At 60.2% G+C, this 12,081-nt stretch carries 13 protein-coding genes; 7 read left to right on the top strand and 6 right to left on the bottom strand.

Annotation, left to right across the window (positions count from 1 at the left end):
* Nucleotides 1-24: 24 nt before the first annotated feature.
* The 3 genes from leuD to RCCGE510_RS17815 all read right to left on the bottom strand — a co-directional run bounded on the left by leuD (nt 25) and on the right by RCCGE510_RS17815 (nt 1,532).
* Complete coding sequence (leuD, locus tag RCCGE510_RS17805; protein ID WP_007632187.1) at nt 25-633, bottom strand: 3-isopropylmalate dehydratase small subunit; 609 nt, start codon at nt 631-633, stop codon at nt 25-27.
* A gap of 133 nt (nt 634-766) precedes the next feature.
* On the bottom strand, nt 767-1,189 hold the full coding sequence (locus RCCGE510_RS17810) for a glyoxalase/bleomycin resistance/extradiol dioxygenase family protein (RefSeq protein WP_007632188.1): 423 nt from the start codon (nt 1,187-1,189) through the stop codon (nt 767-769).
* A 109-nt stretch (nt 1,190-1,298) separates the two neighbouring features.
* Complete coding sequence (locus RCCGE510_RS17815; protein WP_007632190.1) at nt 1,299-1,532, bottom strand: hypothetical protein; 234 nt, start codon at nt 1,530-1,532, stop codon at nt 1,299-1,301.
* 140 nt (nt 1,533-1,672) lie between these two features.
* Here RCCGE510_RS17815 and RCCGE510_RS17820 point away from each other — a divergent pair, with 140 nt between their 5' ends.
* Both RCCGE510_RS17820 and RCCGE510_RS17825 read left to right on the top strand, forming a co-directional pair.
* The gene (locus tag RCCGE510_RS17820; protein ID WP_007632192.1) at nt 1,673-2,578 is read left to right on the top strand and encodes a CoA ester lyase; all 906 of its coding nucleotides are present in this window, start codon (nt 1,673-1,675) and stop codon (nt 2,576-2,578) included.
* A complete protein-coding gene (locus tag RCCGE510_RS17825) occupies nt 2,578-2,784 on the top strand; it encodes a DUF1737 domain-containing protein (RefSeq protein WP_007632194.1) in 207 nt (68 codons plus the stop codon). Before RCCGE510_RS17820 ends, RCCGE510_RS17825 begins: the two co-directional genes overlap by 1 nt.
* Before the next feature lie 26 nt (nt 2,785-2,810).
* On the opposite strand, the gene RCCGE510_RS17830 is transcribed toward RCCGE510_RS17825, so the two are convergent.
* A complete protein-coding gene (locus RCCGE510_RS17830; RefSeq protein WP_007632199.1) occupies nt 2,811-3,248 on the bottom strand; it encodes a metallopeptidase family protein in 438 nt (145 codons plus the stop codon).
* Nucleotides 3,249-3,408: 160 nt separating this feature from the next.
* Here RCCGE510_RS17830 and RCCGE510_RS35615 point away from each other — a divergent pair, with 160 nt between their 5' ends.
* The 5 genes from RCCGE510_RS35615 (at nt 3,409) to bfr (ending at nt 10,236) form a co-directional block, all read left to right on the top strand.
* Entirely contained in the window at nt 3,409-4,353 is a 945-nt protein-coding gene (locus RCCGE510_RS35615) for a hypothetical protein (protein WP_007632204.1), read from the top strand.
* Nucleotides 4,354-4,363: 10 nt separating this feature from the next.
* Nucleotides 4,364-5,809: a DNA polymerase Y family protein gene (locus RCCGE510_RS17840; protein ID WP_276310659.1), complete on the top strand. Its 1,446-nt coding sequence runs from the start codon at nt 4,364-4,366 to the stop codon at nt 5,807-5,809.
* The gene (locus RCCGE510_RS17845) at nt 5,806-9,264 is read left to right on the top strand and encodes an error-prone DNA polymerase (protein ID WP_007632209.1); all 3,459 of its coding nucleotides are present in this window, start codon (nt 5,806-5,808) and stop codon (nt 9,262-9,264) included. Before RCCGE510_RS17840 ends, RCCGE510_RS17845 begins: the two co-directional genes overlap by 4 nt.
* 122 nt (nt 9,265-9,386) lie before the next feature.
* On the top strand, nt 9,387-9,785 hold the full coding sequence (locus RCCGE510_RS35620) for a (2Fe-2S)-binding protein (RefSeq protein WP_085989769.1): 399 nt from the start codon (nt 9,387-9,389) through the stop codon (nt 9,783-9,785).
* Nucleotides 9,751-10,236: a bacterioferritin gene (gene bfr / locus RCCGE510_RS17855; protein ID WP_003589587.1), complete on the top strand. Its 486-nt coding sequence runs from the start codon at nt 9,751-9,753 to the stop codon at nt 10,234-10,236. Before RCCGE510_RS35620 ends, bfr begins: the two co-directional genes overlap by 35 nt.
* Nucleotides 10,237-10,298: 62 nt before the next feature.
* Here bfr and RCCGE510_RS17860 read toward each other — a convergent pair whose 3' ends face one another.
* The gene (locus RCCGE510_RS17860) at nt 10,299-10,832 is read right to left on the bottom strand and encodes an RNA pyrophosphohydrolase (RefSeq protein ID WP_007632213.1); all 534 of its coding nucleotides are present in this window, start codon (nt 10,830-10,832) and stop codon (nt 10,299-10,301) included.
* Between the two features lie 26 nt (nt 10,833-10,858).
* On the bottom strand, nt 10,859-12,055 hold the full coding sequence (locus RCCGE510_RS17865; RefSeq protein ID WP_007632214.1) for a divergent polysaccharide deacetylase family protein: 1,197 nt from the start codon (nt 12,053-12,055) through the stop codon (nt 10,859-10,861).
* Nucleotides 12,056-12,081: the final 26 nt, after the last annotated feature.

Consider the following 12,081-nt stretch of genomic DNA (forward strand, 5'->3'; position numbering starts at 1 on the left):
TAATCTAAAACCAGTTGAAGCAGCTCAAGCCGCCCAAGGGTGCGAAGCGGCATTCTTCTTTTCGAAGCTGTCGATCGCCCTGCCCTTTTCCAGGGTCAGGCCGATATCGTCGAGGCCGTTCAGCAAGCAGTGGCGCTTGAATTCGTCGAGATCGAACTTGATCAAGCCACCATCAGGGCCGGTGATCTCGAGGTTCTCAAGGTCGATGGACAGGATGGCATTGGAGCCGCGCGAGGCGTCGTCCATCAGCTTGTCGAGATTTTCCTGGCTGACCATGATCGGCAGGATGCCGTTCTTGAAGCAGTTGTTGTAGAAAATGTCGGCGAAGCTGGTCGAGATGACGCAGCGGATACCGAAATCGAGCAGCGCCCATGGCGCATGCTCGCGCGAGGAGCCGCAGCCGAAATTGTCGCCGGCAACCAGGATCTTGGCATCGCGGTAGGCCGGCTTGTTCAGCACGAAATCGGGATTTTCGGAGCCGTCTTCGTGATAACGGGCTTCGGCGAAAAGGCCGGTGCCGAGGCCGGTGCGCTTGATCGTTTTCAGATAATCCTTCGGAATGATCATGTCGGTGTCGACGTTGACGACCGGCAGAGGCGCGGCAACGCCCGTGAGCTTCACGAATTTATCCATGACCCATGCTCCATTTCAGCAAATCTACTTCCTGATTTTGCATCTAGTCCAGTTTTCCGCCGAAATGAAGGAGAATCTTTGAAAGGTGGTGGCCACGCGACGTTTCGCGCGACCTGCCAATGTGGGTATTTCGTTATTTGGTTGGCGCGTTCAGGCCCCAGAGGACGCCATAGGGATCACGAAGCTGGCCGTAGCGGTCGCCCCAGAACATCAGTTCGACCGGCATGACGACCTCGGCGCCGGCGGCGACCGCGCGCTCCCACCAGAAATCGATATCGTCGATAACCAGCTGGATGGCGAAGCCTTCATGGCCTTTGAAGGGATGGCCGTATTCGGGATAGGCATCCGACAGCATGAGGGAGCTGCCGTTGATATAAAGATGCACATGCATCGTCCGGCCGCTCTCGTCGACCGGCACGATATAGGCTTCTTCGGCGCCGAAGGCCTTCTTGTAGAATTCCGCGGCTTTTACGGCACCGCCGACCGTCAGATAGGGAAGCAGGCCATTCTTGACCGGCGGCATCTTGACTGGATTGTTTTCCGTTGTCGCATCCATGTTCGTCCTCCATTTGTTTTAAAGCGCCGGCAGAATGCCCGGCTGCCTCTAAGACGTATGATGGAAACATGATGCGACAGTGTCGGTCGGTTTTTTAAGCGTGAGCTGCTCAGAGATCGATGATCGTGCCGCGGCCGTCGTTCCAGATGCGCATCTCCGGCTTACCGTTGTTTGCCTTGGCGCGGACTGGAACGGGCTTCATCTTCATCGAAAGCGCGCGTCCGACCATGAGCACGGTCAGGATGCCGCCGACGGCAAGTGTCACCGAGAAGGTGAAAACCAGCATGGCCACGAAAACGGTGGCGCCGGCAAGCATGAAGAAGATGGAGCGAATGTTTTGCATGGGTTTGAGACCTTTCTTCGGAAAGGAATGTGGTCCTTCTCTTTCCTCTCTGCAAGGCAAGCGTGGCTTTTTGTTGTTCTGCGGGTCGTTCCCGGGCGGACTGCTTGCTTCGGCCTTCAAAGCTTGGCACTAATTCGGCCATGAGCCGAAACCCCGCGACCCGTTCCGCCCGCCTGCGCCGTTCGGTGCTGAGTGTGCCCGCCATCAATCTGCGCGCCCTCGAAAAGACCCATACGGTCGATTGCGATGCGGTGATCTTCGATCTCGAAGATTCCGTGGCGCCGGAAAAGAAGGGGCAAGCGCGGGAAAACCTGAGGCGCTTCTTTTCGGATCGACCGCTCGAAAACAAGGAGCGGATCATCCGCATCAACAGCCTGTCATCGGATTTCGGCCCGGCCGACATGGAGCTGGTGACGGCGCTTGGTCCCGATGCCGTGCTGCTGCCGAAGGTCGACGAACCGCAGGATATCACTGATATCGGCGATCTTCTCTTTGAAGCGGATGCGCCGGACGATCTGCGCATCTGGGCGATGATCGAGACTCCGCGCGGTATCTTGAATGCAGCGGCAATCGCGGAAGCCGGACGCACGACGGGCTCGCGGCTCGACTGCCTCGTCGTCGGGCTCAACGACCTTCGCAAGGAAACGGGCGTGATGGCGCAGCCGGGGCGGAGTTATCTCGTGCCGTGGCTGATGCAGGTCGTCCTGGCGGTCAGCGCTTACGGGCTCGATGCGATCGACAGCGTCTTCAACGATTTCAGGGACGAGCAGGGGTTCGATGCCGAATGCCTAGAGGGCCGGGCCATGGGCTTTGCCGGCAAGATGCTGATCCATCCGACGCAGATCGAGCCCGCCAACTGCCATTTCGGCCCGGATCCTGCGGCGATTGCGGAAGCGGAGGTGATCATATCAGCCTTTGCCGACCCCGCTGCCGAAGGTCTGAACGTCATCAATTCCGGTGGGCGGATGATCGAGCGGCTGCATCTTGTCCAGGCCGAAGCTCTGGTTCATAAAGCTCGCCTGATTTCTGCAAGAAAGCCCGCCTGATGAAACTCTACCGCTTCCTGACCGGTCCCGACGATGCTTCCTTCTGCCATAAGGTCACCGCCGCCCTCAACAAGGGCTGGTTGCTGGAGGGCTCGCCGACCTATGCCTTCAATGCCGCGACCGGCGCGATGCAGTGCGGCCAGGCCGTCGTCAAGACCGTCGAAGGCAAGGATTATCATCCCGAGATGAAGCTCTCCGAGCAGTAGTAGCACGTTCCGCCTAACGCGCGATATCAGCGCTCGGCGGCTTCCTCGGCGCTTTCCTCGATCCGCTCCATATCATCATCGCTCAGCCCGAAATGGTGGCCGATCTCGTGGATCAGGACGTGGGTGATGATGTCGCCGAGCGTCTCGTCATTCTCTGCCCAGTAATCGAGAATGGGGCGGCGGTAGAGGCGGATGCGGTTGGGCATCTCGCCGGTTTCCACGGTGAAACGTTCGGAAATGCCCCTGCCCTCGAAAAGACCAAGCAGATCGAAAGGAGTTTCCAGCGCCATGTCTTCGAACACGTCGTCATCGGGGAAATCTTCGATCTCGATCGTCAGGTTGGTGGTCAACTGGCGGAATTCTTCCGGCAGATGGCTGTAGGCCTCCATGGCCAGCGACTCGAAGGCGCTTATCGTCGGCGCATGGCGGTCCCGCCAATCATCGCTCTGGTCTATGCGGGCCATGAATAATCCTTCCTTTGCGGGCCATATAGAACCTTTATCGCCGATTTTCGAGTGCGGAATCAAAGGCAGGAATAAATTCATATAAAATGGCCGTTGACTCTTCATTGGCTCTCTGGAATCTATAAGAACATAACAGGAACAAGATGAATTGGAGAACGCCATGGCGCAGCACGCCCTGGCGCGCGAGCGGCTTTTTGCGCTCCGCGAAACCATCGCCAGACTGGAGGGAAAGCCCGCGCCGGCGCTTGCGGCGGCCGAGCGGGAAACCCTGGCGGAAGGCGGCAAGGCGCCTCGGAGACGCGTTCTGCCGCCACTGGCGTTTGGGGTGGAATGTCTTGATGAGGGGCTGGAAGGCGGCCTGCCGCTCGATGCAATCACCGAATTCCGCTCGGCTCTGTCTCGCGATGCAGGTGCGGCAAGCGGGCTGGCGATGGCTGTCGCCGCGCGGCTGCAGAAGCAGGAAGCGGATGCCGGCAGGCTTTCGCCGTTCCTCTGGATCGGCGATGCTGTCGGCACGCTGGAGGCCGGTCGTCCCTATGCCCCTGGGCTTCTGGATTTCGGACTAAGCCCGGAGCGGTTTCTCCATGCGGCACCGCGCAAGCTGGACGAGGCACTCTGGCTGGTGGAGACCGCGGTGGAAAGCGCTGCTTTCTCGGCCGTCATCTTCGAAGTGCGCGGCAATCCGGCCCATTTCGGCCTGACCGAAAGCCGCAGGCTTAGTCTTCGGGCGCGTGCTGCCGGCCGCCCGCTCTTTATTGTCCGTCAAGCGGGAGCGGAGGAGGCAAGCAGCGCGGCCTTCCGTCTGCATGTCGAACCGGCCCCGTCCGGTCTGCGGCCATTGCCGGATGGATCGAAGCTTTCCGGCAGTGTCGGCAATCCGATTTTCCGTCTCACGCTGGAGAAGAGCCGCAATCCGGCCCCGCTCTCCTTTTTTCTGGAGTGGAACCCCCATGAACGCGAATTTCTCCCCGTCGCCGAACCAAACCTCGTTCGTCCTCCAGGCGAACAGTCAACGCATTCTGGCGCTCAGCTTCCCGCATCTGCCAACGGACCGCATCGCCCGCAGGCGGTGGGGGCTCTCCTGGCGTTCGAAAGGGCGTCCTGAAACGCCGCCTATCGTCTGTTCCGGCAAGCTCAACAATGCCATGCGGCTGACGGCCCTGGACGAGTTGGCCGAGAGGCTGGGCCTGAAGAAGGAGCAGGGCGTTGCCGAAGCGCGCGCCATGTACCCAATGCTCGAGGTCGCGGAAGAGGATCCGGCCGCCGACCGCCGGTTGCTGGAGGCCATTGCCGACTGGTGCGACCGCTATACGCCGCTGGTGGCGTTCGACGGCAAGGACGGCCTGTTTCTCGATATTAGCGGCTGCGCCCATCTCTTCGGCGGGGAAAAGACGCTTCTCAAGGATGTGCTGTCGCGGCTTTTTCATATGGGGTTCGATGCGCGCGGGGCGATCTCTTCGTCGCCAGGCCTTTCCTGGGCCGCGTCGCGCTTCGGGCAAGGCGGCGTGATCGAGGACGAGGAGACGAACCATGTGCTGCTGCCCTTGCCGGTCGCGGCCTTGCGGCTGGAAGGACGAACCGTCGATGCCCTGAAGAAGCTCGGTCTGAAATATGTCGGCGACGTCATCGATGCACCGCGCGCGCCGCTGACCCGCCGGTTCGGCCCGGGGCTGCTTCTGCGTCTCGACCAGGCGCTGGGACGTGAAGAGGAGCCGGTCTCGCCCCGGCGTCCGATAGCCAGCCTCTCGGCCGAAAGCCGGTTGATCGAGCCGATCGGGACGGAAGAACAGATCCTTGCCGTCACCAGGCAGGTCGCCGTGTCGCTGCAGCCGTCGCTGGAGGCGCGAGGCGCCGGCGGGCGGGTGTTCGAACTGGTGTTGTTCCGAGTCGACGGTAGGGTCTTTCGTATCTCCGTCGGCGCTTCGCAGCCGCTTCGCGAACCAAAGTTCATTGCCGGGCTTTTTTCCGAGCGATTGCAGGCGGTCTATGACGATCTCGATGCCGGCTATGGTTTTGAAATCCTGCGGTTGAATGTGTTGCGGCATGATCCCTTCAACGAGGCACAGGCTGATTTCGAGGGCGACCGCCAGGGAGAAATCTCGCTTTCGGCCTTCGTCGATCGCGTCTCGGCCCGGCTTGGCGCGGATTGCCTGCAAAGCTTCCAGCTTCGCGAGAGCCATGTGCCGGAACGCGCCGTCATCACGGTTCCTGTGATGGATGGCCTTCCCAGGCGGAAGGCGGCACAGGACAGCCAGCTTCCTTTCCGCCAAGCGCGTCCGCTACGGCTCATTGCCACGCCGGAGCCGGTCGAGATCATGCTTGCCGAAGTGCCCGATGGTCCGCCGCAGGTTTTCCGCTGGCGGCGCATGCAGCATCAGGTGGCAAGAAGCGAGGGCCCGGAACGGATTGCCATGGAGTGGTGGATCGACGGGGATGACGCCGAGGCGCGTGACTATTTCCGCATCGAGGATGAGACCGGACATCGCTTCTGGATCTATCGTCGCGGTTTTTATGGCCGGGAACTCGACCCCCTCTGGTTCATACACGGTGTGTTTGCATGAAGAGCGGGTCCGCATTTTTCGAGATCGGCGTGAGAACGAATTTTTCGTTTCTCGAAGGCGCCTCCAGTCCGGAAGAGATGGTCGTGCAGGCCGCTCATCTCCGACTCGGCGGTCTCGGAATTGCGGATCGGAATTCGGTTGCCGGCGTGGTCAGGGCGCATGCGCAGGCGGAGCAGCTTGAGGAGAGATACAAGAACAGCGATGCGATTATGGCCGAAGCGGAGAAGCAAGGGAAAAAAGAAACGATTCTCGATCCGATCCGGGTTCAGCCGGGCGCCCGTCTCGTGTTTTCCGATGATACACCTGATATCCTTGCCTACCCACGCAATCGGCGGGGCTGGGCAAATCTCTGCCGTCTTCTCAGCGCCGGCAATCTGAAGGAGGAAGCGGTCAAGGGAAGCTGCATCCTGACGGAAGCGGAGCTGATGGAATGGGGGGACGAGATGATGCTTGCGCTCGTTCCCGATCGCACCCTTATCGATCATCCGGCGGGTCAGTCGGCGCTGGAAGATTATCTGGAACGATTTAGGAGACGGTTCCGCAAGGCTTTTTTTATGGCGCTGGCGCCAGCCTATGACGGCCGTGACAGGCAGGTCTTTGCGGTGCTTGCCATGCTTGCGGCCCGAAATCGCGTGCCGCTGATTGCCACCAACCAGCCGCTTTATCATCATCCTGAACGCCGGCCGCTTTCGGATGTGGTGATCGCGATCCGGGAGCATGTACAGATAGCGCAAGCCGGATTCCTGCTGGCGCCGAATGCCGAGCGCTACCTCAAGGATTCACGTGAAATGGTCCGGATCTTCCGGGACTATCCTGGTGCGATCGAAAATAGCCAGGCCTTGTTCGGCAAACTGACCTTTTCGCTGAAGGAGTTGGAGCATAATTATCCACCTGAAAACGATCCCGGCGAAACGCCGCAGCAGACGCTCGAGAGGCTGACCAGGGCAGGAGCCGCAAGGCGTTATCCCGAGGGTGTTCCGCTCAAGGTGGCGACGCAGATCGATTACGAGTTAAAACTCATCGGCGACAAGAACTACGCTTCCTATTTCCTGACGGTTCACAGGATCATTCAGCATGCCCGTTATGACCTCAAGGTCTTGTGCCAAGGACGGGGATCGGCGGCAAATTCGGTCATCTGCTACTGCCTCGAAATTACGGAAGTCGATCCTCAAAAGAGCACGCTGCTGTTCGACCGTTTCATTTCGATGGATCGCGACGAACCGCCGGATATCGACGTCGATTTCGAGCACGATCGGCGCGAAGAGGTCATCCAGTACATCTACAGAACCTACAAGAGAGAACATGCCGGGCTGACGGCGGGGGTGACCACCTACCGTACCCGTTCGGCCGGCCGCGAGGTCGCCAAGGCCTTCGGGCTGTCGGAGGATGTCCAGTCGGCAATCAGCAGCCTCGTCTGGGGCTGGTCGGAAGATAATCTTTCCGAGAGGGATGCCAGGGCGGCCGGTCTCGACATCAAGGATCCGGTCACCAGGAACGTGCTGAAATATGCCTCCGAGCTTCTCGGCTTCCCCCGCCACCTCACCCAGCATGTCGGCGGCTTCGTCATCACCCGGGACCGGCTCGACGAGGTGGTGCCGATCATGAAGACGGCCATGCCGGATCGCTACATGATCGAATGGGACAAGGACGATCTCGACAACGTCAAGATCCTCAAGGTGGATGTGCTGGCGCTCGGCATGCTGACCTGCCTGCGGAAAGGTTTTTCGCTGCTTGAACTGCATTACGACGTGAAGAAGACGCTCGCGGATCTCGGCAACCGGGAGCATGGGGACGAAGGCAAACCGGTTTACGAGATGATGGGCCGGGCCGATACGCTTGGCGTCTTCCAGATCGAGAGCCGGGCGCAGATGAGCATGCTGCCGCGCCTGAAGCCGAAGCTGTTCTACGACCTCGTCATCGAGGTGGCGATCGTCCGGCCCGGACCGATCCAGGGCGATATGGTGCACCCCTATCTGAAGCGCCGGGAGCAGCGGGCCAAGAATATCCCGATCGACTATCCGAGCAAGGAACTGGAAACGGTTCTGGAAAGAACCCTCGGCGTGCCGCTGTTTCAGGAACAGGCGATGCAGATCGCCATCACCGCTGCAGGCTTCAAACCGGCGGAGGCCGACAAGCTTCGCAGGGCGATGGCGACATTCAAGCGAACCGGCACGATCGGCAATTTCGAGACGCGGTTCATCGAAGGAATGGCCTCGAAGGGTTATGCTCCGGAATTCGCGCAGCAGTGTTTCAACCAGATCAAAGGTTTCGGTGAATATGGTTTCCCCGAAAGCCATGCCGCCTCCTTCGCGCTACTGGTCTACGCCTCCTCATGGCTCAAGGCCTATTATCCCGACGTCTTCTGCGCGGCGATGCTGAATTCCCAGCCAATGGGGTTCTATGCGCCGGCGCAGCTGGTGCGGGATGCACGCGAGCACGGGGTCAAAATCCTGCCGGTCGACATCAATGAATCCAACTGGGATTGCGGTCTGGAAGAGGCCGCTTTCCATCCGAATGCCGTCGATTTCCGCCACCATGAGATGCGCGGGATCATCAAGGCCCGGCACGCGGTGCGGCTCGGCTTTCGGCAGATCAAGGGCGTCTCGGACAAAGAGATGGAGCTGCTCGTTGGAAATCGAGGCAAAGGATATGGTTCCGTTCGCGATCTCTGGCTGCGGTCCGGTCTGCAGAAGTCCGTCATCGAGCGACTGGCGGATGCGGATGCGTTCCAGTCCCTCAGATTATCACGACGCGACGCGCTCTGGGCGGTGCGGGCGCTGGATGTGAAGAGCGCGGCCGAGGAGCTGCCGCTTTTCGAGCAAGCCCGTCATCTCGACCTCCAGATCGAGCCGGCAACGAAGCTGCCGGAAATGCTGCCGGGAGAGCAGGTTATCGAGGATTATCGTTATCTCTCGCTGTCGCTGAAGGCGCATCCGGTCTCCTTCCTGCGCGAGGAATTGCGGCATGCTGATGTGACCCGCAATGTCGATCTGTTGACGGTCGCAAACGGGCATAGGGTGACGATCGCGGGCCTCGTGCTGGTGCGCCAGCGGCCGGGTTCGGCCAAGGGTGTGATCTTCATGACGCTCGAGGACGAGACCGGGGTGGCCAATGCGATCGTCTGGAACAAGATATTCGACAAGTACCGTTCGGTTGTGATGGGCGCCCGGCTGGTGAAAATCCGCGGCAGGCTGCAAAGCCAGAGCGGGGTGATCCATACCGTCGTCGAGCATATCGAGGATATGACGCCGGCGCTCGGTATCCTGCAGCGCGAAGCCCGGCGTTTCGGCGTCTGCGAGCGAGCAGACGAAGTGCTGAGACCGGGTGTCGACCAGCGGCAGAGAAAGCTCGCGCAGGAGAGAGCGGAGTTGCCAAAACGGATGGCTGCCAAAAGCAGCGATTCCGGGGCAGCGGAAACCGCTGACGTGATGCCGCGCGGACGCAACTTCCACTAAAATGCGACGCACCGATCTGGATCCGTGCAAGCCACCTTAATTTCCTCCTGAGTTCATCCCCCTGGAACCGCTGCATAATCTCGAACCGCAATCCTGTGGCCTCATCCGGACACCGCTGTTCTCTGATGGGGGGCTCGAATTTTTTCTTGACAGTCACCATCTTCTTTAGCAGAAAACACGATAGTCAGTGTCATGTTTGGAATGAAGACGTGCTTGTCTGCAGCTGCAATTATATAACCGACAAGGAAATCCGGGAGGTTATCACCAACCTTCTCGATGAAGACTGTTGGCAGCTTATCGTGCCGGCGAAGGTCTATCATGCTATGGAAAAACGCGGCCGTTGCTGCGGCTGTTTCCCCAACGTCGTCGAGATAATTATTCAGACGACCGAGGAGTATCACGCCCGTCGCCACTCGACGGAGACCGAAATATTTGATTTCATGTCCCGCTTGAAGCAATTCCATGAGGAAAACAGGAGAGCGGACATTGAAAGGCGACAAAAAGGTCATCGAGCGGCTTAACGAGGCATTGTTCCTCGAGCTCGGGGCAGTCAATCAATATTGGGTTCATTATCGTCTTCTTGAGGACTGGGGTTACACCAAGCTCGCCAAGAAGGAGCGAGCCGAATCCATCGAAGAGATGCACCACGCCGACCGGCTTGTTGCGCGCATCATTTTCCTTGAAGGCCATCCCAACCTGCAGACCCTTGCGCCTCTGCGCATCGGCCAGAACGTCAAGGAAGTGCTGGAGGCCGATCTCGCCGGCGAATACGACGCCCGGGCGGCCTACAAGAAGTCGCGCGATATCTGTCACGAGGCCGGCGATTACGTTTCCATGAAGCTCTTCGAAGAGCTGCTTATGGATGAGGAAGGCCATATCGACTTCCTCGAAACGCAGCTCGATCTGCTCGGGAAAATCGGCGAGAGCAAATATGGCCAGCTCAACGCCGATTCCGCCAACGAAGCCGAATAGCGTTCGAACGAACACCGGCCGGCTGGGCGGCCGGTGTTGCGCATCCGATCATCCCGTATCGGTCAGTCTTCCGATTGCAGTCCTGCCAGATGCTGGAATTCGGCCACCACCTGGTCGTAGACGCTGCGCTTGAAGGGGACGATCAGTCCCGGCAGTTCCTGCATCGGCTTCCATTCCCAGGAATCGAATTCCGGCTCGTGGCCGCCGGGCGGTGGGTTGATGGCGATCTCGCTGTCGTCGCCGTCGAAGCGGAAGGCGAACCAGCGCTGGGTCTGGCCGCGGAATTTTCCCCTCAACCCGATGCCGATCAGTGCCGGCGGCAGATCATAATTGATCCAGTTTCCTGCTTCGGCAAGCAGGGTCACCGTCTTGATGCCGGTCTCCTCGTAGAGTTCGCGGTAGGCGGCGTCCAGCGGATCCTCGCCCTTGTCAATGCCGCCCTGCGGCATCTGCCAAAGCTGCGGCGAGCCGTCATATTCCGAATTGCCATCGGGAATGCGTCGCCCGGCCCAGACAAGGCCATCGCGGTTCAGGATCATTACGCCGACGCAGGGGCGGTAGGGTAGATCCTCGGCTTTTACGGGCGCCTGGCTCATCTTCTTCTCCGTTCAGGGAATTTGTGTCAGGGATTTTTGGGGTCGCTGGAAAGGGCGGCGACGCCGACGATCTCGATGCCGCGCATTGCAGCCTCCTCGCTCCATTTGGCGATGGCATCGACGCTCTCATCGAAAGCCGAGGCGACGCCGATCGCCTGGCCGTTCTTGCGGGCGATGCGCTCGAGTTCGTCGAGCTTCTTCAGGACGGCGTTGATATCGAGCTGGCCGTCGAGCTGCAGATCGGCGAAGGCATAGGGCAGCTCGGTTCCCCTGGCGACCGCCGCCGTCTTCGACTGCGCCGACGTGCCGTCGTCGAGGAACAGCAGGCCGCGCTTGCCGATATCGCGCATGACAGGTTCCATGGCGGTGGAATCGGACAGGAAACGTCCGCCGAGATAATTCATGACGCCGGTATAATTGGTGATCTCGCCCATCGCCTTGTGCAGGTTCTCGATGTTGCGGGCGGCCGGTTTTGTCGTCAGTAACGTCTCCGGGCCGGGATCATTCGCCGGGTAATCAAACGGCTCGAGCGGTACCTGCAAAAGAATCTCGTGGCCGCCGCGTCGGGCTTCCTGCATCCAGCGCTGCAGGCTGTTGCCACTTGCGGCAAAGGCGAAGGTGATTTCCTCCGGCAATTCGGCGATGGCGCGCTGCGTTCCGGTCTGGCTGAGCCCGAGGCCGCTGACGACGATAGCGATGCGGACACCGCGGGCCCCGGACGAGGGACGGGCATATTGATCCATCGGGCGGCGGCCATCAGGGCCGACGATCGGAAGCCTGCCAAACGGGGTTTCCTCAAGCAGTGCTTCATTCGGCTGGGCCGCCATGCGCGGATCCTGGCCGATCTGCATGGCATCCACCAGCACCGGCCCGCTGCCGTCGCGCGGGCGGGGGCTGTATTTGGTGACGACGGAGCCGTCGCCAGTGACCATCTGTTCGACAGTCGCGCCCGAGCGTGGTTCGGCGCGGGGCATGCCGTCCGGCGTCTTGGCGGTTGTCGCTAGTGGCTGAGGGGTATTGGAGGGCGGTGTTGCGACTTGTTCGGCCGCGGGTGATTTGGTGCGTTCGATCCCATCGCCGCGAAACGCCGTATAGAGAGAAAAGCCGCCTATCGCGAAAAGACAAAGACTGGCGGCGATACGGCCCAGGCGCAGAACACCCGGACGTCGGCTGCCGGTTTTGCGGTTGCGGCCGCCCAAAGGCGCATGCAGGTCCGTTCCCAATTTTTCACCCGCTCCAAAACCGGGAA

This window comes from Rhizobium sp. CCGE 510 (genome assembly GCF_000292525.1).
Lineage (GTDB): Bacteria > Pseudomonadota > Alphaproteobacteria > Rhizobiales > Rhizobiaceae > Rhizobium.

What these genes read in the sequence shown, in the direction of transcription:
- RCCGE510_RS17815 (WP_007632190.1), bottom strand. Translation starts at nt 1,532, where the DNA reads ATGCAAAACATTCGCTCCATCTTCTTCATGCTTGCCGGCGCCACCGTT.
- RCCGE510_RS17845 (WP_007632209.1), top strand. Translation starts at nt 5,806, where the DNA reads ATGAAGAGCGGGTCCGCATTTTTCGAGATCGGCGTGAGAACGAATTTT.
- RCCGE510_RS35615 (WP_007632204.1), top strand. Translation starts at nt 3,409, where the DNA reads ATGGCGCAGCACGCCCTGGCGCGCGAGCGGCTTTTTGCGCTCCGCGAA.
- RCCGE510_RS17810 (WP_007632188.1), bottom strand. Translation starts at nt 1,189, where the DNA reads ATGGATGCGACAACGGAAAACAATCCAGTCAAGATGCCGCCGGTCAAG.
- leuD (WP_007632187.1), bottom strand. Translation starts at nt 633, where the DNA reads ATGGATAAATTCGTGAAGCTCACGGGCGTTGCCGCGCCTCTGCCGGTC.
- RCCGE510_RS17825 (WP_007632194.1), top strand. Translation starts at nt 2,578, where the DNA reads ATGAAACTCTACCGCTTCCTGACCGGTCCCGACGATGCTTCCTTCTGC.
- RCCGE510_RS17860 (WP_007632213.1), bottom strand. Translation starts at nt 10,832, where the DNA reads ATGAGCCAGGCGCCCGTAAAAGCCGAGGATCTACCCTACCGCCCCTGC.
- RCCGE510_RS17820 (WP_007632192.1), top strand. Translation starts at nt 1,673, where the DNA reads ATGAGCCGAAACCCCGCGACCCGTTCCGCCCGCCTGCGCCGTTCGGTG.
- RCCGE510_RS17830 (WP_007632199.1), bottom strand. Translation starts at nt 3,248, where the DNA reads ATGGCCCGCATAGACCAGAGCGATGATTGGCGGGACCGCCATGCGCCG.